This window comes from Serratia sp. 22264 (assembly GCF_052045345.1).
Classification (GTDB): domain Bacteria; phylum Pseudomonadota; class Gammaproteobacteria; order Enterobacterales; family Enterobacteriaceae; genus Serratia; species Serratia plymuthica.
In genome coordinates this window covers 77,725-104,174 of sequence record NZ_JBQEOY010000005.1, presented here as the reverse complement: position 1 = coordinate 104,174, position 26,450 = coordinate 77,725, and the positions used below count along the sequence as shown (strand labels likewise).

Sequence of the window (26,450 nt, the reverse complement as noted above, 5' to 3'; positions counted from 1 at the left end):
TCCATAATTTTCTAATGAGGTTTTTTACCATGAATCAGACGCTACTTTCAGATTTCGGCACGCCGGTAGAACGCGTTGAACGCGCTCTTGAAGCATTGCGCAATGGGCGCGGTGTGATGGTGCTTGATGATGAAAATCGTGAAAACGAAGGTGATATGATCTTCGCCGCAGAAACCATGACCGTTGAGCAAATGGCGCTGACCATTCGTCACGGCAGCGGTATCGTGTGCCTGTGCATCACCGAAGACCGCCGTCAGCAGCTTGAGCTGCCGATGATGGTAACCAACAACTCCAGCCAGTTCCAGACTGCCTTCACCGTGACTATCGAAGCGGCGCAGGGCGTGACGACCGGCGTTTCCGCCTCCGACCGCCTGACCACCATCCGTGCGGCGGTGGCCGACAACGCCAAGCCGAGCGATCTGAACCGCCCTGGCCACGTGTTCCCGCTGCGTGCGCAGCCGGGTGGGGTGCTGAGCCGCCGTGGCCACACCGAAGCGACCATCGATCTGGTGGCTATGGCCGGTTTCAAACCTGCCGGCGTGCTGTGCGAGCTGACCAACGACGATGGCAGCATGGCGCATGCTCCGGAAGTGATCGAGTTCGCCAGGAAGCATGATATGACGGTGCTGACCATCGAGGATCTGGTGGCTTACCGCCAGGCTCAGGAGCAGAAAGCCAGCTGATTCAGCCTGGTCTTCGCCGATAAAAAAAGCCGCGTAATGCGGCTTTTTTTATCGGCTTAACAAAGGGCTACAGATTTGACAGACGTTCGCCGATACGGCTGGCGTAGTTCATCACATGAAACGTGTAGTTCTCTTCGACCGTGCCCTGGAACAGATGCGACCAAGGGCCGATGGCGTAGATGCCAAGATCCTCACCCCCATGCGTTTCGCTCTTCATCGGCACCAGCGCCGGCTGGATAAAGTCGGGTGCGCTGGCCTGCTCTATGGTGAGTGCCGGGCGCTCCGGCAGCGGAATGACGCCGCCGGGGCCGTTGGCGAAGCTGACCGTGGTATAGGGCTTGCCGTCGCTGCCCAGCAGCGGTTTGCCGTTGACGCCAATCGAGATGCCGAGGATCGGATTGCCCCGTTTCGCATAGCCGGCAAGGGTGAGCGTATGGCTATGATCGCCGGTCACCACCACCAGCGTCTCGTTCAGGTCAACTTTGCCGATAATGGTTTTTACCGCCTCATTGAGGGCCACCGTATCGGTTAAGGTGCGATAGGCATTGCCGTTATGGCTGCCGTGGTCAATGCGCCCGCCCTCAACCAGTAACAGATAGCCCTCGGGGTTTCTGGCCAGAATATCGATGGCCTTGCCGGTCATTTCGGCCAGCGAAGGCTCACCTGCGGCATCTTCCCGTCGGTCGTGATCGAAGTTCATATGCGACGGTTCAAACAGAGCCAACAGATGATCAACCTTCGCGGGGTCGATCCGATCGAACTGCGATTGATTCCACACGTAGCTGCCGCGTTCACCATAGCGTTTTAGCCAGGCTTGCGTCAGGTCACGGCCATCCTTCCTGTTGCCTTTTTTAGCGGTATATTCAGGATCGGTTGCACTCTCCGGCAGGAAGTTGGCGCGCCCGCCGCCCATGGCGACGTTGAGGCCGTTGCCGTATTTCATCTCAACCAACTGGCGAGCAATATCGCTGCAGCCGGCGGCCAGGGCTTCGGCCGGCATTTTTGCATCGGATTCCCAGTCTCGGTTAGCGATATGGGCATAGGTGGCGCCGGGAGTGGCATGGGTGATGGTCGCGGTGGTGACGGCACCGGTAGACATGCCGAGGGAGGCGGCCATCTCCCACAGGGTGGTGACCGTTTTGGTTTTCTGATCCTCGCAGTTGTTAAGGCTCGCCGTATGGTCCAGCCCCATCAGGTCATTGAGGGTTTTGACGCCGGTGGTCATGGCGACCGCGCTGGGGGCGGAGTCGGTAATCTGGGCGTTGGCAGAGTAGGTTTTGGCTGCGGCCAGGTAGGGGAAAGCTTCCCATGCCAACACGTTAGATTCGCCGTCGACTCCGCGTTGTTGCCCTTCGAAAATGCGCGCTGCGGTAACGGTTGAAAACCCCATCCCGTCGCCAACGACCAGAATGACGTTTTTCGCCCGATGGGTGTTTTTAGGCTGTGCCAGCCTTTGTTGCAGCTGTTCTTGCGCCTGTTTGAAGTAAGGATCTTCGCGCTGTACCAGTTGCGCTTTTTCCTCTGCGCAGACGGTTGCTACCCACCCGGTGCATAAGGTAACGGAAAGAGCCAGGTGGGTTGCCAGTGTGGATCTGAACATGAATTCCTCCTTGTTGTGCTTGAGTTCCGTGTTGCCGAGCGCGGAGGGTACGACGTTTTCACCGTAGCGCCGCAACCTGCCGGCGGGGAGCCGGCAGAGAAATTCATTGTATATTTTGAGTTAACAAATAATATACAAATCGCTCACAAATTAGACCTGTGTGGCAGTAATACTTTGATATTCATATAGGTTATGAATTTATTGGAAGGCATTCGATTTGGCGGGGTTGGGGGCCCCGCCAGTCAGAATCGGCGTTAACCGATACCGCCGCTTTGCAACAGCGTCAGGCTGAACCCCATGACCGCCATCCCGCATAACACGCCGTAGCTGGGGTTGTTGTGCGGATCGATCTCTTTGGCCAGCGGCATCAATTCATCTACCGACAGCGCCACCATAATGCCGGCCACTGCTGCCATAATCGACGCCATCACCACCGGCGAGATCATCGGGCCGAGCAGCAGGAACGCCAGCACGCCGCCGAGAATTTCCGCCATGCCGGAAATGCCCGACCACAGCAGCGCTTTGGTTTTTGAGCCGGTGGCGGCATACACCGGTCCGGCAACCGCCAACCCTTCAGGAATATTGTGGATGGCGACCGCCAGCGCAACACCCATCCCCAATTCCAGATCGGCGCTGGCGGTGACGAAGGTAGCGATGCCTTCCGGGAAATTGTGCAGGCTGATGCCGAGCGTCAGCAGCATTGCGGTGCGTTTCAGGTTATAGGGAGTGAGCGGCTTTTGCTGCAAATCCTGTGGATGCTGATGCGGCAGCATGCGGTCCAGCGCAAAATACCCCAAGAGGCCGAGCATGAACATGCCGTAGCCCAGCATCGGCGACATACCCTGGGTGTGCAGCGCCGCAGGCAGCATTTCCATCAATGAAATCAGCAGCATAATCCCGGCGGCAAAGCCGAGGGCAAAGGCCAGCATCCGGTTGGACGGTTTTTGGCCGATGATGCCGAACAGGGCACCGACAAAGGTGGCACCGCCGGCCAGCAGGGTCAGGATCAGGGGTACTGACAGAATAGCCTCCTTATATGCCGATAATTATTGTTTATTTTCTGATACTAACAGAGTCACAGCTGAAATCGAGCGGGTTTGACGGATGACTTCGATTGTTCAAACCATTCAAATTTATTGAAGATGATCATCATGGTTATCCGGCTGTGTTGCCGTGGCAAACGGCGTAATCTGCTTAGCAGAACCTATGATGACTAACCAAGGATTATGTATGAACACCTCTCGTATGCCTGCTCTTTTCCTCGGTCACGGTAGCCCGATGAACGCGCTGGAAGAAAATCGCTACACCCAGGCATGGCGTACGCTGGGTGAAACGTTGCCGCGTCCAAAAGCCATCGTCGCCGTGTCCGCGCACTGGTACACCCGTGGCACCGCGGTGACCGCGATGGAAAAGCCAAAAACCATCCATGATTTTGGCGGTTTCCCGCAGGCGCTGTTTGATACTCGCTACCCGGCGCCGGGCTCTCCCGAACTGGCGGCGCAGTTGCAGCAGTTGCTTGCGCCGATTGAGGTCACGGCGGATGTCAGCGAATGGGGGCTGGACCACGGCACCTGGGGAGTCTTGATCAAGATGTACCCCGACGCGGATATCCCGATCGTACAACTCAGTATCGACGGCACCAAACCGGCTGAATACCATTACCAACTGGGTCGCAAACTGGCGGCGCTGCGCGAGCAGGGCGTGATGATTGTCGCCAGCGGCAACGTGGTGCATAACCTGCGAATGGTGAAATGGCAGGGGGATACCACCCCTTATCCGTGGGCGGAGTCCTTTGACAAGTTCGTGCGCGACAATCTGAATTATCGGGGGGATAACCATCCTCTGGTGAATTTCATGCAGCATCAGGGGGCGGCATTGTCGAACCCGACGCCGGAACATTATCTGCCGCTGCTGTATGTGCTGGGCAGTTGGGATGGCGAAGAAGCGATATCCGTACCTGTGGACGGCATCGAGATGGGCGCTTTGAGCATGCTGTCGGTGCAGGTCGGTTAAATAAAAAACGCCAGTCTCAGACTGGCGTTTGCATTTCTGGTATCTGACAAGTCTTCGTCAGCCGAGTATGATGTGCGGGTAGAAACGCGACAGATCCTGGGTGATCAGCTCGCGATCTTCACGCAGGCCGATACCGCAAGGTTGATCGTCCACCAGCCAACTGCCGATCAGCGTATAGCTGCTCTCGAACTGCGGCAATGGGTGGAACTGTTGCACAATCATGCCTTCTTCGCCGTACGGGCCGTCAACGCGCGCCACTTCCTGACCGTTCTGCACGATCTGGATATTGGCGCCTTCACGTGAGAACAGCGGCTTGGTGACGTAGTGATCGAGCTGCGGATGTTCATCCTGCGCGAAGTAGGCAGGCAGCAGGTTCGGGTGATCCGGGAACATTTCCCACAGCATCGGCAGCAGCGCCTTGTTGGAGATTATGCTTTTCCAGGCCGGCTCCAGCCAGCGCACGCCGGCATCTTCCAGCTTGGTGGAAAACATCTCGCGCAGCATAAACTCCCACGGGTAGAGCTTGAACAGATTACCGATAACCTGGTCTTGCAGATCGGTAAACTGGCCCTTCTCGCCGAGACCAATGTCTTCCATAAACAGGAACTCGGTCGGCACGCCGGCTTCCAGTGCGCAGTCCTGCAAGTATTGCACCGTACCGCGATCTTCTTCGCTGTCCTGGCAACAGGCCAGATGCAGCAGACCGAAGCCGTGGTGCGCTTTCAGATCGGCAAAACGCTCAATCAGCTTTTCTTGCAGGCTGTTGTATTGATCGGACTCCGGGCTGAGATTGCCGGCGTTGATCTGGTCTTCCAGCCACAGCCATTGGAAGAAGGCCGCTTCATACAGCGAGGTTGGCGTATCGGCATTGTTCTCCAGCAACTTGGGTGGATTGACGCCGTCGTAGGCCAGATCGAGGCGCGAATACAGCGAAGGTTGGCTGGTGCGCCATGAGCTGCGCACGAAATCCCAGGTGTGCTTCGGGATCTGGAATTTGGCCATCAGCGCATCGCTGCTGACCACTTTCTCCACCACTTGCAGACACATCTGATGCAGCTCGGCGGTGGCGCTTTCAATCTCTTCGATTTGCGCCAGCGTAAACTGGTAATAGGCATCCTCACACCAGTACGGCTCGCCATACATGGTATGGAATTTGAAGCCGAACTCGGTCGCTTTTTCGCGCCAGTTCGGGCGCTCGGTAATCGCAACGCGTTTCATGCCTTAACCGCCCATGCTGCGTGAGCTGCCGGAAGTCGCGCTGCTGCGCTGCATGCTGGTCTGCTTGGCCACGGATTCGCCAAAGCCACCGCGGGTAACGGTGTTGGTTACCGCTGGTTTTGGCGCCATCGCGGTTTTCGGCACCGTCATGGTGCGGCCGCCTGCGGTGGCCGGGCCGTAGCTCTTGCCGGTGGCGTCAACGAACTTGCCGTTGGCCGGGCTGGCGGCGTTTTTGGAGGTGAACAGCGGCTGTTGGGCAAAGCCGGAGCCGCCCATCATGCGGCCCATCATGTAGCCTGCCATCAGTGGCATCCAGAAGCTGCCGCTGCTTTGCGATTCAGCCGCCATGCCGGCCTGCGCCGGAGCGGGGGCCTGAGTACACTGCGCTTCACCGAACTCGGCGACGCAGTCTTCGCGGGTGGCGTATTTAGGTGCGGTTTTTTCGGCTTCTTTCAGAGCGTTGTTATAGGCGGTGGTGCACTGCTCGCTCATGGAAGGGTTAGTGCGCGAACACTCGTCGGCATTTTGATACATCGAGACCGTTTCATCCGCTTTTTCACAGCCGGCCAGCATAAAGACTCCGCTGATTGCCAAGGCTACGGGCGCAACGCGATAGGTGCGCCAGGATTTGCGGAACGTCTCTTGGTTGATGTTTTTTGTCCGTTTCATCGTTATTAATCCCATCAGTCGGGCTGTTTTCGCCCTTTCCCAGTAGTGGCGGTAAGAATAGGGGAAAGATGGTCAAAATTAAAGCTGAAACGCCCGTAGAATCCACTCTTTACGCAGTTATACGTTAGGCTGTGCGCCAGCTCGCTTTACCGGCTGGAAAAGCGGCGGCAGAGTTTCATTATGAAACGGCGGAGAGGCTGTTATGTTCCATAATGGAACAATAATGCGTTCTGTCGCAAAGCTCTCCGTTAGCCCTATAGTCAGTGCATAACAACGCGACGGCACAGACCGGACGCATCATCACCTGATATCTGAACGTTACCATCGCCAATTTCCCTACAAGGATCCGGTTATGTTGAGAATCATCCAGTCTCCAGGCAAGTACATTCAGGGCGCCAATGCGCTGGTCGCCGTGGGCCAATACGCTAAAGCGCTTGCCGACCATTATTTCGTGATTGCCGACGACTTCGTCATGAAGCTGGCGGGCGATACCCTGATGGGCAGCCTGCAACAGCACGGAGTGAAACATCACGCCTGCCTGTTCACCGGCGAATGCTGCCATAAGGAAATCGACCGCTTGGGGCGCGAACTGAAGGCCCATGGCTGTCGCGGCGTGATTGGCGTCGGCGGCGGCAAAACCCTCGATACCGCCAAAGCCATCGCGCACTACCAGCAATTGCCGGTAGTGTTAATTCCCACCATTGCTTCCACCGATGCGCCGACCAGTGCGCTGTCGGTGATCTACACCGAACAGGGCGAATTTGCCGAGTACCTGATCTACCCGCGCAACCCGGATATGGTGGTGATGGACAGCGCGATTATCGCCAAGGCGCCGGTGCGCCTGTTGGTCGCGGGAATGGGCGATGCGCTTTCCACCTATTTTGAGGCGCAGGCCTGTTTCGACGCTCAGGCAACCAGCATGGCGGGTGGCAAATCGACGCTGGCGGCGCTCAGCCTGGCGCGACTGTGCTATGAGACGCTGCTGGCAGAAGGCGTCAAAGCCAAACTGGCGGTTGAGGCCGGTGTGGTGACGGAAGCGGTCGAGCGCATTATCGAGGCCAATACCTACCTGAGCGGCATTGGTTTTGAAAGCAGCGGGCTGGCGGCGGCGCACGCTATTCACAACGGTTTCACCGTGCTGGAAGAGTGCCATCACCTGTACCACGGCGAGAAAGTGGCTTTCGGCACGCTAGCGCAACTGGTGCTGCAAAACAGCAGCATGGCGCAGATCGAAACGGTGCTGGATTTCTGCCACCGCATCGGCTTGCCTGTCACGCTGGCCGAGATGGGCGTTAGCGGCGATGCGGCAGAGAAAATCATGGCGGTTGCCCAAGCCAGCTGCGCCGCCGGCGAAACCATCCACAACATGCCGTTCAAGGTGACGCCGGCCAGCGTGCAGGCTGCAATCTTGACGGCCGATCGGCTGGGCAGCGCCTGGCTGCAACAACACCAACGCTGATACCGCAGGGGCGCGGCAGGCTGCGCCCCGTTGGCTAAACGAGGAAATGACCGTGAAAAAACTGATCAATAAGGTTGAGTCGGTACTGGAAGAGCAATTGCTGGGGCTGGCGGAAGCGCACCCTGAATTGCTGGTGCATCAGGAGCCGGTGTTCGTGACCCGCGCCGACGCGCCGGTAGCGGGCAAGGTGGCTATCCTGTCCGGCGGCGGCAGCGGCCACGAGCCTATGCACTGTGGCTTTGTCGGCGAAGGCATGCTCGACGGCGCTTGCCCTGGGGAGATTTTTACCTCGCCGACGCCGGATAAAATGTACGAGTGCGGCCAGGCAATCGACGGTGGGGCCGGGGTCTTGTTGCTGATCAAAAACTACACCGGCGACGTACTGAACTTCGAAACCGCCACCGAACTGCTGCATGACAGCGGCACCCAGGTGGCGACGGTGCTGGTGGACGATGACGTGGCGGTCAAAGACAGCCTGTTCACCGCCGGCCGGCGTGGGGTAGCGAATACCGTACTGATGGAAAAACTGCTTGGTGCAGCGACGGCGCGTGGCGACGATCTGGACACCGTGGTGACGCTGGGCCATAGGATCAACAATCAAGGGCATTCGATTGGCATCGCGCTGGGCGCCTGTACCGTGCCCGCAGCCGGCAAACCTTCGTTTGTATTGGCGGAAAACGAGATGGAGTTCGGCGTCGGTATTCACGGCGAGCCTGGCATTGCGCGGCGTCCGTTTACCGGCCTCAATGCGGCGGTGGATGACATGTTCCATACCCTGATCGAACATGGGCATTACCAGCGCACCATTCGTGCCTGGGATCGCCGGCAGGGTGAATGGCGCGATGAAGTGCAGACCAAGCAGCCGCTGACGCGCGGTGACCGGGTGATTGTGCTGGTGAATAACCTGGGTGCGACGCCGCTTTCCGAGCTGTACGGCGTTTATCACCGGCTGGCGGAACGCTGCGCCGAGGCGGGCATGATCGTTGAACGCAGTCTGGTGGGCTCCTATTGCACCTCTCTGGACATGCAGGGGGTATCGATCACCCTGCTGAAGGTGGATGACGAGCTGTTGGCATTGTGGGATGCGCCGGTGAAAACGCCTGCGCTGCGTTGGGGTTGCTGAGGAGGAATTATGGCGTTAACCAAACAACAAGTGGTCGATTGGCTGATGCGTTGCGGCGAAGTGTTCACTCAGCAGCGCGATTTCTTGACCCGGCTGGATACCGAAATCGGCGATGCCGACCACGGTCTGAACATGAACCGCGGCTTCAACAAGGTGGTGGAAAAGCTGCCGTCGGTGGCGGATAAAGACATCGGTTTTATCCTTAAAAACACCGGTATGACGCTGCTGTCGAGCGTTGGCGGCGCCAGCGGCCCGCTGTTCGGCACTTTCTTCATTCGTGCGGCACAGGCGGCCAATGCCAAGCAAAGTCTGGATCTGGCGGAGCTGCATCAGTTGATGCAAGAGGGCGTAGAGGGCGTGGTGATGCGCGGCAAGGCGGAGCCGGGCGACAAAACCATGTGCGACGTCTGGTGGCCGGTGGTGGAAAGCCTCGGCCAGTCGGCGCAGCAGCAGTTGAGCATGGCAGAGGCCTTGCAGCGCGCCAGTGAGCGGGCGGAACAGGCGGTGGAGGGCACCATTACTCTGCAAGCGCGCAAAGGGCGGGCCAGCTACCTGGGTGAGCGCAGCATCGGCCATCAGGATCCGGGCGCCACCTCGGTGATGCTGATGATAAAAACGCTGGCCGAGGTCGCCGGCCACTAGCAGGAGGCGAGATGATCAATATCGTTGTAGTTTCCCACAGCGCGCAGCTGGCGCGCGGGGTTGAAGAGCTGGCGCGGCAGATGATGCGTGGCGACGGCTGCAAACTGGTGCTGGCGGCGGGCGTCGATGACGCCGAGCATCCGATAGGCACCGATGCGCTCAAAGTCATGGAGGCCATTGAGTCGGTGGCGGACGGTGCGGGTATTCTGGTGCTGATGGATTTGGGCAGTGCGTTGCTGAGTGCCGAAACGGCGCTCGATCTGCTGGATCCGCAGTTGGCCGCCAAAGTGCGGCTGTGTTCGGCACCGCTGGTGGAGGGGACGCTGGCCGCGGTGGTCGCCGCCAATTCCGGTGCCGGGCTGGAACAGGTTCTGGCGGAAGCGCAGGGCGCGCTGCTGGCCAAACAGGTGCAGTTGGGGGAAGCCGCGCCTGCGGTAAAAAGCGTTGAATTGCCGCTGACCCACGGCAAGAGCGTCAGTTGGACGGTGCAGAATCCGCATGGGTTGCACGCCCGCCCGGCGGCGCGGCTGGCGGAAACGCTGGCGCCCTTCGACACCGAGCTGGTGTTGGAAAAACAGGGGCAATGCGCCAATCCGCGCAGCCTGAATCAACTGGCGTTGCTGCAGGTGCGGCACGGCGACACCGTTCGGTTGATTGCCGACGGCCCACAGGCTGAGCAGGCGCTGGCGGCGTTCAGGGCACTGGCGGAACAGCACTTTGGTGAAACGGTATCAGAGCAGCAACTGCCCTCGCTGCACGGCATCCCGGTGGCGGAAAGCGTGACCAGCGGGCCGGTGTTGCAGGCGCTCAGCTTCTGGCCGACGGTGACCGAGCGCCCGATTGGCGCGGACGACGTGCTGACCGAACAGCAGCGGCTGCGTGAGGCGCTGCAACATACCCTGGGCGATCTTAGTCGGCTGGCGGAGCGTACCGGCACGCTGATTGGCAAGCCGCAGGCGGCGATTTTCGGCGCGCACAGCATGCTGCTGGACGATCCGGATCTGCAACAGGCGGCCTATACGCGCATTGCTCAGCAACAATGCAGTGCCGAGCAGGCCTGGCGGCAGGAAATGGAAGCGATCATCGAGGATTATCGCGCGCTGGACGATGAGTACATGCGGGCGCGCGAACTGGACGTGCGGGACATGCTGCGCCGTACACTGAGCCATTTGCAACAGCAGCCGTTGCTGCCGATTACGCTGACTGCGCCCTCGATACTGGTGATGGATGAACTGATGCCTTCCGACGTGGTGATGCTCGATCGTCGCCTGGTGCTCGGCATCTGTCTGAGCGGCGGCAATGCGCTGTCGCACAGCGCGATCCTGGCGAAAGCGATGGGCATCCCGATGGTGGTCGGCATGAACGACTGTATGAGCAAAACCCGCAGCGGTCAGAAAGCGATGCTGGACGCGGCGCGTGGGGTATTGCAGCTCAGCCATTGAGTGCGGGTATCAGGCGCGTAGCTTAAACTGCCGGATATCAATTTGATATTGTTTGATTTTTCTCCACAGCGTGGTGCGGCCGATGCCCAACAGCTGCGCCATTTCGTTGAGTTGCCCGCGGCTGACGTTGGCCGCGCGAATGATCGCCTGGCGTTCCATTTCCGCCAGCGTCAGCAGTGGCATACCCGGCTGCGGTTCGCTTTCCAGCAGCGGCTGGTGGCTGAGCAAGTGCTCGGGCAAGTCCGCTAACTGGAGATGGTGGCCGTGGCAAATCATTGCCGTGCGTTCCACCACGCCTTTCAGCTCCAGATCGTTGCCGGGCCACAGATACAGGCCAAGCTGGGCCATGACTTCATCATCGACCCGGAACCGACACTGGAAATGCTGTTCCAGCGCACGCAGGTGATGCTTTACCAACAGCGGAATGTCGCTCAGCCGCTGGCGCAGTGCCGGGATCTGGATCTCGAACGCTTGCAGGCTGTAAAACAGCTGGCGGCGGAAGCGGTTCTGCTGCACCAACAGCGGCAGATTGGCGGCGCTGCTGGCGATCACCCGCACATCGACGGGGATCACCCGGTTGGAATTAAGCCGCATCACCACGCCGGTCTTCAGCACCTGCAGCAGTGCCGACTGCATTTCCGCCGGCAGATACTCAATCTGCTCCAGGTACAAGGTGCCGCCGTTGGCCAGTTCAAACTTGCTGAGCTGGCCCGCTTCTTCCTCGCTGGCGTCGCTGCCCAGCAGTTCGCGCAGCCCCTGCGCTTCCGGCATCAACTGGCAGTTGAGCGCGATATACGGCCCGGCGGCGCGTTCGCTGGCGTTGTGGATCGCCTGGCTGAGCAACTCTTTGCCGACCCCTTCTTCGCCGCACAGCAGGATCGGGTGCTGGCCCTTCGCCGCCTGCTGGCCATAGCGGATCAGTCGGCGCATCTCCAGAGAGGCGGAAGGCATCTGTTCAAAGCTGTGGCTGACGCGGCCCAGTTGGCTGCTGACGTACTGGTGCAGCCGTTCAATCGGGTGCAGCAGGGCGATAAAGCTGCAGCGTTCGCCGTCGAAGATCGGTTTTAGGGTCAACAGCGCGGCGATGAACTGCCGCTGGCTTTCGAAGGTGACCTCAACGTGCTGCAACGGCTGGCGCTGGGCGATGGCCCGGTTGAGCAGGGCGGGCAGCGTCAGCAACTGCGTCAGGAGTTTGCCCTGGCTTTGCTGTTCGTCCAGCTTCAGCAGGGTGGCGGCCCGCTGGTTGATGTATTGCAGGTAGCCGCGATGGTCCCAGGCCATCACGCCGTCATCCACCCCGTCAAGCAAACCGTAAAGTTGGTTCAGGTGACGGTTGGACTCCGCCAGCAGGCCGTCGGCGTTCAGCGAGTTGCCTATCTCGCGCGCTATCGCCAGTGTCAGTGACAGATCGCCGGCGGCGGAGTCGGCCAGCAGGCAGCCTAGCGCAATCGAGCCGCGCTGGCGGCCGCTGTTGTCATAAACCGGCGTGGCGCAGAATGACCAGTCATGCAGTGCCTGGCGCACATGCTCGCTGCCGCTTACCTGTATCGGGTGGCCTTCTGCCGCCGCCAGCGAAGGCGCGTTGGTGCCAATGTCACCCTCGGCCCAATAGGCGCCGGGGGTAAACCCCAATTGCTGCAGGCGTTCACGCGTCAGGGCGTCACCGCACAGCCACAGCATGCAGCCGCTTTCGTCGAGGATCATCAGCAGGCAGCGGCGGGGCTCCATATATTCGCAGGCGTCTTCCAGCGCCGCCTGGCCAAGCGTCAGCAGATCGTTTTTACGCTGGCAGATAGAATTGAAGGTGGCGCCGAGCGCACAGTGCGGCGCTTTCCACACGGCGGGCTGCATCAGGCTGCGGCAGCGCAGCCAGGAAGCATAGATTGCCGGCGCAGGGCGTTGTGCGGGCGGCAATACGCCATCGGCCATCAACCGTTGCCAGCTTGAGGTGTTCTGCATTGGGTCCCATCCGGGCTGAGATAAGGCAATGGCGCCGATGATACCACCGCAGGGCGGGGGGCTGGCTGTGAGGCGGCGGGCAGAACCGGCGTTGAGGCAAAAAAAACGGGGCGCGGCAGATGCCGGGCCCCGTGTTCAGCAGTGCGCGAATCAGTTGCGGAATGGATTACCGCTGTTGCTGCGCGCCGGCTGGGTGGGGGTGACCGCCGGCGCAGACGCGCGGGTAGCGACCGGCGCCGGTGCAGCCGTTTGCGGCGCAGGGGCATTGCCGTTATAACCTTCCGCGTAAGCGTCTTGCGCGGTGGTTGGCGGCGCTACCACATCCTGCGAGGTAGAAATCGGTTTGCCCAACGCGCCGTTCAGTAACAGCAGGTCATTTTCATTCAGCGTGCCGAGTGCGGACTTGATGTTCAACTGATTGATCAGATAGGTATAACGCGCGCTGGAGAGCTGCTGCTTGGCGTTATACAGCGTGGTGGTGGCATCCAGCACGTCAACGATGGTACGGGTACCCACCTGGTAACCGGCTTCCATCGCATCCAATGAACTCTGTGCAGAGATCACGGCCTGTTTGTAGGCATTGATGCTGCTGATCGAAGCGTTCACGTTGTTGAATGACGAACGCACGGTCTGCACTACGCTGCGGTGCGCGCTTTCCAGTTGCTCACTGGCACCGACGAAGTTGTACTGCGCCTGTTGCACCTGCGAATTGGTCTGGCCGCCGCTGTACAGCGGGAGATTGAAGCTCAGCCCCACTTTGTTCTCGCCGGCATCGTTGTCCGTAGAAATACTGCGGGAACCGCTGTATCTGTTGTTGGACACGGCGGTTGAAGCGCTGAAATCAACGGTCGGCATATAGCCGGTTTGCGCTGATTTGATCTGCTCGCGCGCCAGATCCTGGCTCAGACGGGCGGAAAGCAGGCTCAGGTTGCGCGCTTCGGCTTCTTTCAGCAGGTTATTCACCGCTTCCGGACGCTGGGTGCTGAAACGATCGGTATTCAACGAGGCCAGTTCCGGGTAGAAGGTGCCGGTCACCTGGCGCAGTTTTTCCAGCGCGTTATCCAGGGTGTTGCGAGCGGTCACTTCGGACGCCAGCACGGTGTCGTAGTTGGAACGGGCGTTCTGCACGTCGGTGATCGCCACCAGACCCACGTTAAAGCGTTGGGTGGTTTGATCCAGCGTGCGGTAAACCGCCTGTTTTTGCGCCTGCGTATAAGACAGCGAGTCGATGGCGCTCAGCACGTTGAAATAGGCGGTGGCGGTGTCGAGGATCAGCTGTTGCGACGAGGTCTGGAAGGTCACGTCGGAGATACCGGCGGTTTTTTCCTGCAGCGTCAGCGCGCGCCATTTCGACATGTCGAAAATGGTTTGAGTCAGCGCCAGCGAGCCGCTGGTGGTATTGCCGTTTTGGTCGCGATTGTCACGATAGCCATAGCTACGGTTATAACCGGCGCTCAAACCCAACTGCGGCAGCAGCGGGCTGCGCGCTTCGTTGATTTTTTCGAATGCGGCGTCACGGTCAGCGGCAGTCTTGCGCAGATCCGGATTACTTTCCCTGGCCTGTTTGTAAACCTGCAGCAGGTTCTCTGCCTGGCTCATTGCACTGAAGCCGCTCAGGCTCAGTCCGATAAGAAGGGGGAGCAGTTTCTTCATTTGCATTCCTTGTTGTGCAGCAATATTGCTATGGTTAGCGCTGACGATAGACGAAATAGTTGCCGATTCTAGCAGAGTCTGTTGTTCGCATAAGGTGGCTGAATGTGCCATCTCGCGTATCTTTTGCCTTTCAGACTGCCGTGTTTACTTTGGTTCAACTGGCCGAGCACGTTACACCTGATATCATGGTTCACAATCTAGCATAAAGCTGCGGAAGATTACCCCGCCGTTTCTGTCATCAAAACTGTTTATTTTATCGGCATACTCACGCAGGAGAATTCGCTTATGAACCACTCACAGCCGTCGCCCGTTACTCTCGATAAAAATGATGTAGAAATTATTGCACGTGAGACGCTTTACCGTGGTTTTTTTTCACTCAATCTCTATCGGTTCCGCCATCGCTTGTTCAACGGCGACATGAGCCCAGAGGTGAAGCGCGAGATTTTCGAACGCGGCCACGCGGCGGTGCTGCTGCCCTATGACCCGGTGCGCGACGAAGTGGTGCTGATTGAACAACTGCGGATCGCCGCGGTCGATACCAGTAGCTCCCCCTGGCTACTGGAAATGGTGGCGGGTATGATCGAAACCGGCGAGAGCGTCGAAGACGTATGCCGCCGTGAAGCGCAGGAAGAGGCCGGCGTCGAGGTCGGGCGCTGCAAACCGGTGCTGAGCTACCTGGCAAGCCCCGGCGGCACCAGCGAACGGTTGTCAATCATGGTGGGCGAGGTGGACGCGACCACTGCCGAAGGCATCCATGGGTTGGAAGAAGAGCATGAAGATATCCGTGTCCACGTCGTCAGCCGCGAACAGGCTTACCGTTGGGTTGAAGAAGGCGCGATTGATAACGCCGCATCTGTGATTGCATTGCAGTGGCTGGCGTTGCACCATGAATCGTTAAGAAAAGAGTGGGCCAACCAATGAAACAGCGCTATACCCCTGATTTCCCGGAAATGATGAGATTGTGTGAAACCAACTTCGCGCAATTGCGTCGCTTGCTGCCGCGCAACGATGAAGTGGGCGAAACGGTGACTTATCAGGTGAACGGCGCCAGCTATCGTCTGACTATTGTTGAATCCACGCGCTACACCTCGTTGGTGCAGATAGAGCAGACCGCGCCGGCGGTCAGCTATTGGAGCCTGCCCGCCATGACGGTGCGGCTGTATCATGACGCGATGGTTGCGGAAGTGTGTTCCAGTCAGCAGATCTACCGCTTTAAAGCGCGTTATGATTATCCCAATAAAAAGTTGCATCAACGCGACGAAAAGCATCAAATTAACCAGTTTCTTGCTGATTGGTTGCGCTACTGTTTGGCGCATGGAGCAATGGCGGTTCCGGTTTGTTAGGTAGACTGAAATAACAAAGGACACCATTTGGAAAGCCTGTTTAAACTGACCGTGGCAAGTGGGGCCAGGGTCAGGATTCTGCAAATAACAGATACCCACCTTTTTGCCGGCGAAAACGAGACCTTGCTCGGCATCAATACCTATCGCAGTTACCACGCGGTGCTGGACGCCATTATGATGGCGCAGCAGCGCGATTTTGATCTGGTTGTCGCCACCGGCGACCTGGCTCAGGATCATTCGCTGGCTGCTTACCGGCACTTTGCCGAAGGTATTGCGCGGTTGCCTGCGCCTTGCGTCTGGCTGCCGGGTAACCATGATTTTCAGCCGGCGATGGTCGATGCGCTGGCCGCAGCAGGCATTGCCCCGTCAAAGCAGGTGCTGTTGGGCGAGAACTGGCAGGTGTTGCTGCTGGACAGCCAGGTGTTTGGCGTGCCGCACGGTGAGCTGAGCGACTACCAGCTCGAATGGATGGAGCGCTGCCTGCAGGCCCATCCCGAGCGTTATACGTTACTGCTGCTGCATCATCATCCGCTGCCTTCCGGTTGCACCTGGCTCGATCAGCACAGTTTGCGCAATCCGCACATGCTGGGCGCGGTGCTGCTGCGTTACCCGAACGTAAACACCGTGGTGTGCGGGCATATTCACCAGGATCTGGATCTGGAATGGCAGGGCCGCCGTTTGCTGGCATCGCCTTCCACCTGCGTGCAATTCAAGCCGCACTGCACCAATTTTACCATCGACGACGTTTCGCCCGGCTGGCGCTATCTCGATCTGCTGCCGGACGGTCGCGTCGAGACCCAGGTTTTCCGCTTGGAAAACGATGATTTTCGCCCCGACATGGATTCGGAAGGGTACTGATGTCGACGCTACTTTATTTGCACGGTTTTAACAGTTCGCCGCTCTCGGCCAAGGCAACTTCTTTCAAGGCGTGGCTGGCTGAGAACCACCCGGACATCGAGATGCTGGTGCCGCAATTGCCGGTTTTCCCGGCCGATGCCGCCGAGATGCTTGAGAACATGGTGATGGAGCGCGCCGGGCAGACGCTGGGCGTAGTGGGATCCTCGCTGGGCGGATACTACGCCACCTGGCTTTCGCAGTGTTTTTCACTGCCGGCGGTAGTGGTTAACCCCGCTGTGAAGCCGTTTGAGCTGTTGATTGACTACCTTGGCAAAAACGAGAACCCCTACACCGGTCAACAATATGTGTTAGAGTCACGTCACGTTTACGATCTGAAAACGATGCAGATCGATCCCTTGGAGTCACCGGATTTAATCTGGTTGCTGCAACAAACGGGCGATGAAATTCTCGATTATGGGCAGGCGGTGGCCTATTACACTGCGTGCCGGCAAACGGTGGAGTCGGGTGGAAACCACGCCTTCGTCGGTTTCGAGCACTACTTCCCCCAGATTGTGGATTTTTTAGGGCTAAACGCTGTGTGAATAAGCGAGTTATATCCTGCGGCTTGAAAGACGACGGGTATAGGCACCTTCCTTCTAACCACGAAAAAAATTCAACGATGACTCAATCCACCTATAACGCTGATGCCATTGAAGTCCTCAGCGGTCTAGAACCAGTGCGCCGTCGTCCCGGCATGTATACCGACACGACGCGCCCAAATCACCTCGGCCAAGAGGTGATCGATAACAGCGTCGATGAAGCCCTGGCAGGCCATGCCAAGCGCATCGACGTGATTCTGCACGCCGATCAGTCACTGGAAGTGATCGACGACGGCCGCGGTATGCCGGTGGATATCCACCCTGAAGAAGGCGTCCCGGCGGTTGAGTTGATCATGTGTCGTCTGCACGCGGGCGGTAAATTCTCCAACAAGAACTACCAGTTCTCCGGCGGCCTGCACGGCGTGGGGATTTCGGTGGTTAACGCCCTGTCGACGCGGGTGGAAGTCAACGTTAAGCGTGACGGCAACGTCTACAGCATCGCCTTCGAAAACGGCGACAAGGTGCAAGAACTGGCGGTGACCGGCAGCTGCGGCAAACGCAATACCGGCACCAGCATCCACTTCTGGCCTGACGAAAAGTTCTTCGACAGCCCGCGCTTCTCGGTTTCGCGCCTGAGCCACCTGCTGAAAGCCAAAGCGGTACTGTGCCCCGGCGTTGAAATCTACTTCATCGACAAGCTGAACAACACCGAGCAGCGCTGGTGTTATCAGGACGGTCTGACCGATTACCTGATGGAAGCGGTCAACGGCCTGATCACCCTGCCGGAAGCGCCGTTTATCGGCAACTTCGCCGGCGATACCGAAGCGGTGGATTGGGCGCTGTTGTGGCTGCCGGAAGGCGGCGAGCTGTTGACGGAAAGCTACGTCAACCTGATCCCGACCATGCAGGGCGGCACCCACGTTAACGGCCTGCGTCAGGGGCTGCTGGACGCCATGCGCGAGTTCTGCGAATTCCGCAATATCCTGCCGCGCGGCGTGAAGCTGTCCGCCGAAGACATCTGGGACCGCTGCGCCTACGTGCTGTCGGTGAAGATGCAGGATCCGCAGTTCGCCGGGCAGACCAAAGAACGCCTGTCGTCGCGCCAGTGCGCGGCCTTCGTTTCCGGCGTGGTGAAAGACGCCTTCAGCCTGTGGCTGAACCAGAACGTACAGGCGGCGGAACAGCTGGCCGAGCTGGCTATTTCCAGCGCCCAGCGCCGTCTGCGCGCCGCCAAGAAAGTGGTGCGCAAGAAGCTGACCAGCGGTCCGGCTCTGCCGGGTAAACTGGCGGACTGTACGTCGCAGGATCTGAACATGACCGAACTGTTCCTGGTGGAAGGGGACTCGGCGGGCGGTTCAGCCAAGCAGGCTCGCGATCGCGAGTATCAGGCCATCATGCCGCTGAAGGGCAAGATCCTGAATACCTGGGAAGTCTCCTCGGACGAAGTGCTGGCCTCGCAGGAGGTGCATGACATTTCCGTGGCGATCGGCATCGATCCGGACAGCGAAGATCTCAGCCAATTGCGTTACGGCAAAATCTGTATCCTGGCGGATGCGGACTCCGACGGCCTGCACATCGCCACGCTGCTGTGTGCGCTGTTCGTGCGCCATTTCAGTTCGCTGGTGAAGGGCGGCCACGTGTATGTGGCAATGCCGCCGCTGTATCGCATCGACCTCGGTAAAGAGGTGTTCTACGCGCTGGATGAAGAAGAGAAAGCCGGCGTGCTGGAACAGTTGAAGCGCAAAAAGGGCAAACCGAACGTTCAGCGCTTTAAAGGGCTGGGCGAGATGAACCCGCTGCAACTGCGTGAAACCACTCTGGATCCGAACACCCGTCGTCTGGTACAGCTGACGGTGAGCGATGACGATGTGGCCCAGACGCTGGCGATGATGGACATGCTGCTGGCCAAGAAACGTTCTGAAGATCGCCGTAACTGGCTGCAGGACAAAGGCGATATGGCCGATCTTTCCGTCTGATTCTGATCTCTTGTCAGGCCCGGCTTCTGCGCCGGGCCTTCTTCCCGCAGGGGCGCGGCAGGCCGCACCCGACCACTCTGGGCGGAATGCATGAAAATCACCCTCGAAGAATTGCTGGCGTTTACCTCCGTGGTCGACAGCGGCTCCATTACCTCCGCCGCTGAACAGCTCGGCCAAACCACGTCCGGCATCAGCCGCGCACTCAGTCGCCTGGAAAAGAAACTCGACACCACCCTGATGCGCCGCACCACGCGCCGGCTTGAGCTGACCGAAGAAGGCCAAAGCTTTCTTGGCCATGCGCGCGACATTATCCGTTCGGTGGAGAACGCCGAAGAGCAGATGGCGCTGCGCAGGCTGATCCCGGCCGGCAAATTGCGGGTCAACGCTGCTGCCCCCTTTATGGAACACGTGATCGTGCCGCTGGTGGCGGGATTTCGCCAAAGTTATCCGCAGATCGAGCTGGAGTTGAATACCGACAACCTGATTATCGATCTGCTGGAGAAGCGTACCGACATCGCCATTCGCATCGGCATATTGCGCGACTCAACCATTCATGCGCGTCTGCTGGGGGCCAGCCGTTTGCGTATTCTCGCCAGCCCGGATTACCTTGAACGTTACGGCACCCCGAACAGCGTGGAAGCGCTGCGCGAACACTGCCTGCTCGGCTTTACCCAACCGGAATCACTCAATCTGTGGCCGCTGCGCAACCCTCAGGCGCCACATTTCGCCATCACGCCGACTCTCTCGGCATCCAGCGGCGAAACGCTAAGGCAACTGGCGTTACGTGGCGAAGGGATAGTGCAGTTGGCGGATTTCATGACGCGTGACGATCAGCGCAGCGGGCGGTTGGTGCAGTTGCTGGAGCAGGACACGCTGGATGTGCGCCAGCCGATTAATGCGGTGTATTACCGCAATACCCAGCTGGCGGCACGTATTACCTGTTTTCTGGACTACGTCAGCGCGCATATCGACGCGCAGACGCTGTAGGGGCCAGAGCGGCCCCAGGCATTACAGCGCGTTACCCAGCACGTGAATGGTTACGCCAACTACGCTGTCTTTAATGGTATCGCGATGCTTGTGCATGTGAGCGATATCCAGATGTTTTTCCAGGTGCGCCTGGCTTTCCCATTTTTCCAGCATAAACACCGAGTCCGGCGACAGTTTCTGCCATGGCGCCTGAGTATGGCTGTCGATCATCGGCGTATATTCGCCGCAACCCTCTTCCGCCAGCACCAACGGGATCAGTTTCTCGATCGCTTTGAGCACCGTTTCACGGTGGCCCGGTTTGGTCTTGATTTCTGCAATTACGGTGATCATCACAACCTCATTGATTTATGCGGATTTATACGCTTACGCGGCCTTAGTTAAGCAAAAATTTCTGCCAGGTGCGCGCGATAACGTGCGATATCGCTGTCGATATCAGGTTGTTTAATCACGTCGTTACAGATAAAGGTCGGCAGCGCTTCCATGCCCAGGAACTGATTGGCCTTGTGGAAGTGCAGGTAAACGCCGTCAACGCCCACGCCGTGGAAGAACTGCTGCGGATCGGTAAAGGCTTCCAGCGGCGCGTTCCAGGTCAGGCTCAACAGGTATTTCTTGCCCTGGATCAGGCCGCCGGAGCCGTATTTCTTGCCGGCGTCGGCGCGGGTGCGGCCGTCGCTGGCGTACAGGCTGCCGTGCCCGGCGGTGAACACTTCATCGATGTATTTTTTCAGGATCCAGGGCTCACCCATCCACCAGCCCGGCATCTGATAAATCACCACGTCGGCCCACAGGTATTTCTGCACTTCGGCTTCGATGTCATAGCCGTCGTCGACCACGGTGACCTGCACATCGTGTTTCACGTCGCGCAAGAAGCTTTCCGCCACGTCGCTCAGCGTTTGGTTAAGTTCGCCGTTTGAATGGCCGAATTGCTTTTTAGCATTGATAATCAGGATGTTGCTCATTTTCGCGGCTCCTGTCAGAGTTAAAATGGGTACGGCTTTCCGCGTTTGAGCGCAGAAAGCATTTCGTTGACAGGGAGTGTAATCGTTAGCAATAGCCGTAAAAATGGGATCCAGCGCACAACAGTGTTGACTGTGAGTCAATAAAGACGCTGCCAGGTAATAAATTTTTGCATAAAATCGGCAGTTGCACCGGCTTCACCGGGCGATTGCTGCGCCAACTGTGACAGCTACCCTGCTGATGGGTTACTATCGCCGACAGAATCGACAAGCTATACCCTTTGTCGTCCAGGGATTGCCAAGCCACGGTCTGAGGATAATTGAGTAATGAGTGATCTGACTCATGACGGTGTAGAGCGTTTACCGCTGCACACATTCACTGAAAACGCCTATCTGAACTATTCCATGTACGTCATCATGGATCGGGCGTTGCCGTACATTGGCGACGGTCTAAAGCCGGTACAACGGCGCATTATCTACGCCATGTCCGAGCTGGGGCTGAACAACAGCGCCAAATTCAAAAAATCCGCCCGTACCGTGGGTGACGTGCTGGGTAAATACCATCCGCACGGCGACAGCGCTTGCTATGAAGCTATGGTGCTGATGGCGCAGCCGTTCTCTTATCGCTATCCGCTGGTAGACGGCCAGGGGAACTGGGGGGCGCCGGACGATCCGAAATCCTTCGCGGCGATGCGTTATACCGAATCCCGCCTGTCCAAATACGCGGAAGTGCTGCTGGCCGAACTGGGCCAGGGCACCGTTGACTGGGTGCCGAACTTTGACGGCACCATGCAGGAGCCGAAGATGTTGCCGGCGCGCCTGCCCAACATTCTGCTGAACGGCACCACCGGCATTGCCGTCGGCATGGCGACCGATATCCCGCCGCACAACGTGCGGGAAGTGGCTGCCGCCGTGGTGGCGTTGATCGACAAACCCGGCGCAGGGCTTGAGGAGTTGCTCGAGTTCGTGCAGGGCCCGGACTTCCCGACCGAAGCCGAAATCATTACGCCGCGCGATGAAATCCGTAAAATTTACCAGAACGGCCGCGGTTCGGTGCGTATGCGCGCCATATGGAAAAAAGAGGACGGCAGCGCGGTGATCACCGCCTTGCCGCACCAGGTTTCCGGCGCCAAGGTGCTGGAGCAGATCGCCAGCCAGATGCGCGCCAAAAAGCTGCCGATGGTGGAAGATCTGCGTGACGAATCCGATCACGAGAACCCGACGCGGCTGGTGATTGTGCCGCGCTCCAACCGTATCGATCTGGACCAGGTGATGAACCACCTGTTCGCCACCACCGATCTGGAACGCAGCTACCGCATCAATATGAACATGATCGGCCTGGACAACCGCCCGCAGGTCAAAGGGCTGGTGGAAATCCTTACCGAATGGCTGGCATTCCGCCGCGACACGGTGCGCCGCCGTCTGAATTACCGACTGGAAAAAGTGCTGAAACGCCTGCACATTCTGGAAGGTTTGCTGGTGGCGTTCCTCAATATCGATGAAGTGATCCACATCATCCGCAGCGAGGACGAACCCAAGCCGGTGCTGATGCAGCGTTTCGGCATTTCAGACACCCAGGCGGAAGCGATCCTCGAGCTGAAACTGCGCCATTTGGCGAAGCTGGAAGAGTTCAAGATCCGCGGCGAGCAGGATGAACTGGCCAAAGAACGCGATCACCTCCAGGCATTGCTGGCTTCTGAACGCAAGCTGAACACCCTGATCAAGAAAGAGATCCAGGCCGATGCGCAGGCCTATGGCGACGATCGCCGTTCGCCGATTACCGAGCGTGCGGAAGCCAAGGCGATGAGCGAGCATGACTTTGTGCCGTCCGAGCCGGTGACTATCGTACTGTCGGAAATGGGCTGGGTGCGTAGCGCCAAGGGCCACGATATCGATCCAAGCGGCCTGAGCTACAAAGCCGGCGACAGCTACCGCAGCGCGGCGCGCGGCAAAACCAACCAGCCGGTGGTATTTATCGACTCCACCGGGCGCAGTTACGCGCTCGATCCGTTGACGCTGCCTTCGGCGCGCGGGCAGGGCGAGCCGTTAACCGGCAAGCTGACGCCACCGCCGGGCGCGACCATTGAGCAAGTGCTGATGGCGGCGGACGATCAGAAACTGCTGATGGCTTCTGACGCCGGTTACGGTTTTGTCTGCACCTTCAACGATCTGGTGGCACGCAACCGTGCCGGTAAGGCGATGATCACTTTGCCTGACAACGCCAAAGCGCTGGCGCCGATGGAGATCCACGGTGACGACGACATGCTGCTGTCGATCACTGCTGCCGGACGCATGTTGCTGTTCCCGGTTGCCGATCTGCCACAGTTGTCGAAGGGCAAGGGCAACAAGATTGTTTCCATCCCGGCGGCGCAGGCCGCTTCCGGTGAAGACAAGCTGACATGGTTGTTCGTGCTGCCACCGCAAACCTCCGTGACCTTGCATGTGGGTAAACGCAAGCTGACGCTGCGCCCGGAAGATTTGCAGAAGTTCCGTGCGGAACGCGGCCGTAAAGGCACCTCACTGCCACGTGGCTTGCAGCGTATCGATCGCGTAGAGATCGATGCACCGGCGCGTGCGTCTGCGGGCGACAGCGAAGAGTAAGCTGACGGCATAACAAACGGGCGCAGCATGCTGCGCCCGCTTTATTTCCCGCCACCGGCAATTATTTTCAAATAGTTAACATTTCGCTGCATAAAATTATTGTGCGTATCGTCGGCTGGCGGGAAAATAGAAAAAAATGCAGGTGAGGTTTTCGGGCTCTGCAATCAAAGAATGAGTAAAGGGATCTGCGCAGCGCTTCAGGCTGCGTCGGCAGTGTGCTAATGAGGTTGTTATGTTATTAATTTTGCGTGCCGTGCTCGCCACTCTGTATTGTCTTCTGGTGTGCATTTTCGGTTCTATTTACTGTTTATTATTCCGTCCTCGCGATCCCCGCCATGTGGCGACGTTCGGTCATCTGTTTGGCCGTCTGTCCGGGTTATTCGGTTTGAACGTAGAAGTCCGCGTACCGGCCGATGCAGCCAAAAACGGCAACTGCATTTATATCGCTAACCACCAGAATAACTACGATATGGTGACGGCTGCCAAAGCCGTGCAGCCGCGAACCGTGACCGTCGGCAAAAAAAGCCTGTTGTGGGTTCCCTTTTTTGGCCCGCTGTATTGGCTGACCGGTAACCTGCTGATTGATCGGGATAACCGCGCCAAAGCGCATGGCACCATTGCTCAGGTAGCCGAACAGTTCAAGAAGAAAGATATCTCGATCTGGATGTTTCCTGAAGGCACCCGCAGCCGCGGGCGCGGGCTGATGCCGTTTAAAACCGGCGCATTCCACGCGGCAATCGCCGCAGGGGTGCCGATTGTGCCGATCTGCGTTTCTACCACCACCGGTAAAATTAATCTTAACCGTTGGAATAATGGCCATGCGATCGTAGAAATACTGGAACCGATCGACGTCAGCAATTACGGCAGAGAAAATGTACGTGAGCTGGCGGCCCATTGCCATGCGCTGATGCTGGCGAAAATCGCCGAGCTGGACGAAGAAGTCGCCCAGCGCAATGCGGTCGGAAAATAATATTCCCACCGGCTTCAAAGAATGAACTTTTAAACGGCGCCTGATGCCGTTAACGCCCGGGCTCCTGCTAATCTGATTAACAGGGGCCCGGTCTTTGCACACGGTTAGTCATTGCTTTTCATGGAGAAAATATGTCACTCAGTCGACGTCAGTTTATTCAGGCATCGGGCTTGGCGCTGTGCGCAGGAGCCGTGCCGCTGAGGGCTGAGGCGAGCGGAACGCAGACGCCATTACCGATTCCTCCGCTGCTGGAATCCCGCCGCGGTCAGCCGTTGTTTTTAACCTTGCAGCGCGCCCATTGGGCGTTTATGGATAACCGCAAGGCGTCGGTGTGGGGCATTAACGGCATGTATCTTGGGCCGACGGTGCGGGTTTACAACGGGGACGACGTCAAGCTGATCTACAGCAACCGTCTGCCGGAGCCGGTGGCGATGACCATCAGCGGCCTGCAGGTGCCCGGCACCCTGATGGGTGGCGCGCCGCGCATGATGTCGCCTAACGTCGATTGGTCGCCGGTGTTGCCTATTCGCCAGAGCGCGGCCACCTGCTGGTATCACGCCAGCACGCCGAACCGCATGGCGCCGCACATTTACAATGGCCTGACCGGGCTGTGGCTGGTTGAGGATGAGGTCAGCAAAGCGCTGCCGCTGCCGAACCACTACGGCGTTGACGACTTCCCGCTGATCATTCAGGACAAACGGTTGGATAATTTCGGTACGCCGGAATACGATCCGCCGTCGCAGGGCGGTTTTGTCGGTGACACGCTGCTGGTCAACGGCGTGCAAAATCCTTACGTCGAGGTTTCTCGCGGTTGGGTGCGCCTGCGCCTGCTTAATGCTTCTAACTCGCGCCGCTACATGCTGCAATTGAGCGACGGCCGGCCGTTCAACGTTGTCGCCAGCGATCAGGGATTCCTGCCTGCGCCGGTGGCGGTGCAGCAGCTTTCGCTGGCGCCGGGCGAACGCCGTGAAGTGCTGGTCGATATGTCAAAAGGCGATGAGGTAACCATCACCGCCGGTGAAGCGGCGGGCATGATGGATCGCCTGCGCGGCCTGTTTGAACCTTCGAGCATTCTGGTCTCCACCCAGGTGCTGACGCTGAGGCCTACCGGCCTGTTGCCATTGGTGACCGATAACCTGCCGATGCGCTTGCTGGCGGATCAACTGCTGGACGGCAGCGCCAGCCGCACCCGCGAATTCCGTCTGGGCGACAGCCAGCCAGGGATCAACGGCGCTATCTGGGACATGAACCGCATCGATGTGCAAACGCAGCAGGGCACCTGGGAGCGCTGGAACATTCACGCGGATGCGCCGCAGGCGTTTCACATTCAGGGCGTGCAGTTCCTGGTGAAACGCGTCAATGGCGCGCAGCCGATGGCGGAAGATCGCGGCTGGAAGGACACCGTATGGGTCGACGGCGACGTCGAGCTGCTGGTTTACTTCAATCAGTCCACCTCGGAGCACTTCCCGTTCCTGTTCTACAGCCAGACGCTGGAGATGGCGGATCGCGGTACCGCCGGCCAGTTTATGGTACAGCCGGCACCTTAAGCCGGCCCTGTGCGGCGCCGTCAGGGGCCGCACGCAGCATGTCCAGAAACGCCTGCACTACCTGGCGTTCTCGGTAGATAGCGTACAAATCCGCCGACGGCGCCTGCCGCAGCGGGCAGAACCGCACGCCGGGCCGGTAGAGTGCGCTCATTAGATCAAGGAAATGGGCGCAG

General features: G+C 58.7%; 24 protein-coding genes. 15 read left to right on the top strand and 9 right to left on the bottom strand.

Annotated features, from left to right (window positions below):
- Nucleotides 1–29: 29 nt before the first annotated feature.
- Nucleotides 30–683 carry a 3,4-dihydroxy-2-butanone-4-phosphate synthase gene (gene ribB / locus ACTJJ1_RS17780; protein ID WP_004948318.1) on the top strand — a complete coding sequence of 218 codons (654 nt, stop codon included), beginning with the start codon at nt 30–32 and terminating at the stop codon, nt 681–683.
- Nucleotides 684–750: 67 nt separating this feature from the next.
- Here ribB and ACTJJ1_RS17775 read toward each other — a convergent pair whose 3' ends face one another.
- On the bottom strand, nt 751–2,283 hold the full coding sequence (locus ACTJJ1_RS17775) for an alkaline phosphatase (protein ID WP_440834709.1): 1,533 nt from the start codon (nt 2,281–2,283) through the stop codon (nt 751–753).
- Between the two features lie 254 nt (nt 2,284–2,537).
- A complete protein-coding gene (gene zupT / locus ACTJJ1_RS17770) occupies nt 2,538–3,305 on the bottom strand; it encodes a zinc transporter ZupT (RefSeq protein ID WP_037431762.1) in 768 nt (255 codons plus the stop codon).
- 208 nt (nt 3,306–3,513) lie between these two features.
- Between zupT and ygiD the strand changes: the two genes are divergently transcribed.
- Nucleotides 3,514–4,296 (top strand): 4,5-DOPA dioxygenase extradiol, encoded by a 783-nt coding sequence (gene ygiD, locus ACTJJ1_RS17765; RefSeq protein ID WP_004948311.1) that lies wholly within the window; start codon nt 3,514–3,516, stop codon nt 4,294–4,296.
- Nucleotides 4,297–4,353: 57 nt separating this feature from the next.
- On the opposite strand, the gene ACTJJ1_RS17760 is transcribed toward ygiD, so the two are convergent.
- Both ACTJJ1_RS17760 and ACTJJ1_RS17755 read right to left on the bottom strand, forming a co-directional pair.
- Nucleotides 4,354–5,514, bottom strand: a complete 1,161-nt coding sequence (locus ACTJJ1_RS17760) for a glutathionylspermidine synthase family protein (protein WP_440834707.1) — start codon at nt 5,512–5,514, stop codon at nt 4,354–4,356.
- Nucleotides 5,515–5,517: 3 nt separating this feature from the next.
- Nucleotides 5,518–6,183, bottom strand: coding sequence for a DUF1190 family protein (locus tag ACTJJ1_RS17755; protein ID WP_004948305.1), 666 nt, complete (start codon nt 6,181–6,183; stop codon nt 5,518–5,520).
- 352 nt (nt 6,184–6,535) lie between these two features.
- On the opposite strand from ACTJJ1_RS17755, the gene ACTJJ1_RS17750 reads away from it, so the two are divergent.
- From ACTJJ1_RS17750 to dhaM, 4 genes are read left to right on the top strand one after another with little or no spacing between them, the layout of a single operon-like run.
- On the top strand, nt 6,536–7,642 hold the full coding sequence (locus tag ACTJJ1_RS17750) for a glycerol dehydrogenase (protein ID WP_440834706.1): 1,107 nt from the start codon (nt 6,536–6,538) through the stop codon (nt 7,640–7,642).
- A 52-nt stretch (nt 7,643–7,694) separates the two neighbouring features.
- Complete coding sequence (gene dhaK, locus ACTJJ1_RS17745) at nt 7,695–8,765, top strand: dihydroxyacetone kinase subunit DhaK (protein ID WP_041417396.1); 1,071 nt, start codon at nt 7,695–7,697, stop codon at nt 8,763–8,765.
- A gap of 9 nt (nt 8,766–8,774) precedes the next feature.
- Nucleotides 8,775–9,407, top strand: coding sequence for a dihydroxyacetone kinase subunit DhaL (dhaL, locus tag ACTJJ1_RS17740; protein ID WP_004948299.1), 633 nt, complete (start codon nt 8,775–8,777; stop codon nt 9,405–9,407).
- An 11-nt stretch (nt 9,408–9,418) separates the two neighbouring features.
- Nucleotides 9,419–10,849, top strand: coding sequence for a dihydroxyacetone kinase phosphoryl donor subunit DhaM (dhaM, locus tag ACTJJ1_RS17735; protein ID WP_004948297.1), 1,431 nt, complete (start codon nt 9,419–9,421; stop codon nt 10,847–10,849).
- 9 nt (nt 10,850–10,858) lie between these two features.
- On the opposite strand, the gene dhaR is transcribed toward dhaM, so the two are convergent.
- Together dhaR and tolC are read right to left on the bottom strand one after the other, a co-directional pair.
- Nucleotides 10,859–12,808 (bottom strand): dihydroxyacetone kinase operon transcriptional regulator DhaR, encoded by a 1,950-nt coding sequence (gene dhaR, locus ACTJJ1_RS17730; protein WP_004948295.1) that lies wholly within the window; start codon nt 12,806–12,808, stop codon nt 10,859–10,861.
- A gap of 150 nt (nt 12,809–12,958) precedes the next feature.
- Nucleotides 12,959–14,461 carry an outer membrane channel protein TolC gene (gene tolC, locus ACTJJ1_RS17725; RefSeq protein WP_421414081.1) on the bottom strand — a complete coding sequence of 501 codons (1,503 nt, stop codon included), beginning with the start codon at nt 14,459–14,461 and terminating at the stop codon, nt 12,959–12,961.
- A gap of 285 nt (nt 14,462–14,746) precedes the next feature.
- On the opposite strand from tolC, the gene nudF reads away from it, so the two are divergent.
- The 6 genes from nudF (at nt 14,747) to ACTJJ1_RS17695 (ending at nt 20,203) form a co-directional block, all read left to right on the top strand.
- Entirely contained in the window at nt 14,747–15,382 is a 636-nt protein-coding gene (gene nudF, locus ACTJJ1_RS17720) for an ADP-ribose diphosphatase (protein ID WP_004948289.1), read from the top strand.
- Complete coding sequence (locus tag ACTJJ1_RS17715) at nt 15,379–15,804, top strand: DUF1249 family protein (protein WP_004948286.1); 426 nt, start codon at nt 15,379–15,381, stop codon at nt 15,802–15,804. Before nudF ends, ACTJJ1_RS17715 begins: the two co-directional genes overlap by 4 nt.
- Nucleotides 15,805–15,831: 27 nt before the next feature.
- The gene (gene cpdA / locus ACTJJ1_RS17710; RefSeq protein ID WP_440834702.1) at nt 15,832–16,662 is read left to right on the top strand and encodes a 3',5'-cyclic-AMP phosphodiesterase; all 831 of its coding nucleotides are present in this window, start codon (nt 15,832–15,834) and stop codon (nt 16,660–16,662) included.
- Complete coding sequence (gene yqiA, locus ACTJJ1_RS17705) at nt 16,662–17,243, top strand: esterase YqiA (RefSeq protein ID WP_004948280.1); 582 nt, start codon at nt 16,662–16,664, stop codon at nt 17,241–17,243. The genes cpdA and yqiA overlap by 1 nt, the downstream gene beginning before the upstream one ends.
- 77 nt (nt 17,244–17,320) lie before the next feature.
- Nucleotides 17,321–19,216 carry a DNA topoisomerase IV subunit B gene (parE, locus tag ACTJJ1_RS17700; RefSeq protein WP_020439830.1) on the top strand — a complete coding sequence of 632 codons (1,896 nt, stop codon included), beginning with the start codon at nt 17,321–17,323 and terminating at the stop codon, nt 19,214–19,216.
- A 90-nt stretch (nt 19,217–19,306) separates the two neighbouring features.
- Complete coding sequence (locus tag ACTJJ1_RS17695) at nt 19,307–20,203, top strand: LysR substrate-binding domain-containing protein (RefSeq protein WP_004948274.1); 897 nt, start codon at nt 19,307–19,309, stop codon at nt 20,201–20,203.
- Nucleotides 20,204–20,224: 21 nt separating this feature from the next.
- Here the strand turns inward: ACTJJ1_RS17695 and ACTJJ1_RS17690 are convergent, their stop codons facing one another.
- Both ACTJJ1_RS17690 and ACTJJ1_RS17685 read right to left on the bottom strand, forming a co-directional pair.
- Nucleotides 20,225–20,533, bottom strand: coding sequence for a putative quinol monooxygenase (locus ACTJJ1_RS17690; RefSeq protein ID WP_004948272.1), 309 nt, complete (start codon nt 20,531–20,533; stop codon nt 20,225–20,227).
- A 47-nt stretch (nt 20,534–20,580) separates the two neighbouring features.
- Complete coding sequence (locus ACTJJ1_RS17685; protein WP_004948269.1) at nt 20,581–21,162, bottom strand: NAD(P)H-dependent oxidoreductase; 582 nt, start codon at nt 21,160–21,162, stop codon at nt 20,581–20,583.
- 324 nt (nt 21,163–21,486) lie between these two features.
- On the opposite strand from ACTJJ1_RS17685, the gene parC reads away from it, so the two are divergent.
- The 3 genes from parC (at nt 21,487) to ftsP (ending at nt 26,277) form a co-directional block, all read left to right on the top strand.
- Nucleotides 21,487–23,760 carry a DNA topoisomerase IV subunit A gene (parC, locus tag ACTJJ1_RS17680; protein ID WP_004948267.1) on the top strand — a complete coding sequence of 758 codons (2,274 nt, stop codon included), beginning with the start codon at nt 21,487–21,489 and terminating at the stop codon, nt 23,758–23,760.
- A 232-nt stretch (nt 23,761–23,992) separates the two neighbouring features.
- Nucleotides 23,993–24,730, top strand: coding sequence for a 1-acylglycerol-3-phosphate O-acyltransferase (locus ACTJJ1_RS17675; protein WP_004948265.1), 738 nt, complete (start codon nt 23,993–23,995; stop codon nt 24,728–24,730).
- Between the two features lie 131 nt (nt 24,731–24,861).
- Nucleotides 24,862–26,277 (top strand): cell division protein FtsP, encoded by a 1,416-nt coding sequence (gene ftsP, locus ACTJJ1_RS17670; RefSeq protein ID WP_440834699.1) that lies wholly within the window; start codon nt 24,862–24,864, stop codon nt 26,275–26,277.
- Here ftsP and ACTJJ1_RS17665 read toward each other — a convergent pair.
- Nucleotides 26,255–26,428: a hypothetical protein gene (locus tag ACTJJ1_RS17665; protein WP_440834697.1), complete on the bottom strand. Its 174-nt coding sequence runs from the start codon at nt 26,426–26,428 to the stop codon at nt 26,255–26,257. The genes ftsP and ACTJJ1_RS17665 overlap by 23 nt on opposite strands.
- Nucleotides 26,429–26,450: the final 22 nt, after the last annotated feature.

What these genes read in the sequence shown, in the direction of transcription:
- ygiD (WP_004948311.1), top strand. Translation starts at nt 3,514, where the DNA reads ATGAACACCTCTCGTATGCCTGCTCTTTTCCTCGGTCACGGTAGCCCG.
- ACTJJ1_RS17695 (WP_004948274.1), top strand. Translation starts at nt 19,307, where the DNA reads ATGAAAATCACCCTCGAAGAATTGCTGGCGTTTACCTCCGTGGTCGAC.
- ftsP (WP_440834699.1), top strand. Translation starts at nt 24,862, where the DNA reads ATGTCACTCAGTCGACGTCAGTTTATTCAGGCATCGGGCTTGGCGCTG.
- dhaM (WP_004948297.1), top strand. Translation starts at nt 9,419, where the DNA reads ATGATCAATATCGTTGTAGTTTCCCACAGCGCGCAGCTGGCGCGCGGG.
- ACTJJ1_RS17755 (WP_004948305.1), bottom strand. Translation starts at nt 6,183, where the DNA reads ATGAAACGGACAAAAAACATCAACCAAGAGACGTTCCGCAAATCCTGG.
- ACTJJ1_RS17685 (WP_004948269.1), bottom strand. Translation starts at nt 21,162, where the DNA reads ATGAGCAACATCCTGATTATCAATGCTAAAAAGCAATTCGGCCATTCA.
- yqiA (WP_004948280.1), top strand. Translation starts at nt 16,662, where the DNA reads ATGTCGACGCTACTTTATTTGCACGGTTTTAACAGTTCGCCGCTCTCG.
- ACTJJ1_RS17665 (WP_440834697.1), bottom strand. Translation starts at nt 26,428, where the DNA reads ATGAGCGCACTCTACCGGCCCGGCGTGCGGTTCTGCCCGCTGCGGCAG.
- dhaR (WP_004948295.1), bottom strand. Translation starts at nt 12,808, where the DNA reads ATGCAGAACACCTCAAGCTGGCAACGGTTGATGGCCGATGGCGTATTG.
- ribB (WP_004948318.1), top strand. Translation starts at nt 30, where the DNA reads ATGAATCAGACGCTACTTTCAGATTTCGGCACGCCGGTAGAACGCGTT.
- ACTJJ1_RS17750 (WP_440834706.1), top strand. Translation starts at nt 6,536, where the DNA reads ATGTTGAGAATCATCCAGTCTCCAGGCAAGTACATTCAGGGCGCCAAT.
- parC (WP_004948267.1), top strand. Translation starts at nt 21,487, where the DNA reads ATGAGTGATCTGACTCATGACGGTGTAGAGCGTTTACCGCTGCACACA.
- parE (WP_020439830.1), top strand. Translation starts at nt 17,321, where the DNA reads ATGACTCAATCCACCTATAACGCTGATGCCATTGAAGTCCTCAGCGGT.
- ACTJJ1_RS17760 (WP_440834707.1), bottom strand. Translation starts at nt 5,514, where the DNA reads ATGAAACGCGTTGCGATTACCGAGCGCCCGAACTGGCGCGAAAAAGCG.
- ACTJJ1_RS17675 (WP_004948265.1), top strand. Translation starts at nt 23,993, where the DNA reads ATGTTATTAATTTTGCGTGCCGTGCTCGCCACTCTGTATTGTCTTCTG.
- ACTJJ1_RS17775 (WP_440834709.1), bottom strand. Translation starts at nt 2,283, where the DNA reads ATGTTCAGATCCACACTGGCAACCCACCTGGCTCTTTCCGTTACCTTA.
- tolC (WP_421414081.1), bottom strand. Translation starts at nt 14,461, where the DNA reads ATGAAGAAACTGCTCCCCCTTCTTATCGGACTGAGCCTGAGCGGCTTC.
- dhaL (WP_004948299.1), top strand. Translation starts at nt 8,775, where the DNA reads ATGGCGTTAACCAAACAACAAGTGGTCGATTGGCTGATGCGTTGCGGC.
- ACTJJ1_RS17690 (WP_004948272.1), bottom strand. Translation starts at nt 20,533, where the DNA reads ATGATCACCGTAATTGCAGAAATCAAGACCAAACCGGGCCACCGTGAA.
- nudF (WP_004948289.1), top strand. Translation starts at nt 14,747, where the DNA reads ATGAACCACTCACAGCCGTCGCCCGTTACTCTCGATAAAAATGATGTA.
- ACTJJ1_RS17715 (WP_004948286.1), top strand. Translation starts at nt 15,379, where the DNA reads ATGAAACAGCGCTATACCCCTGATTTCCCGGAAATGATGAGATTGTGT.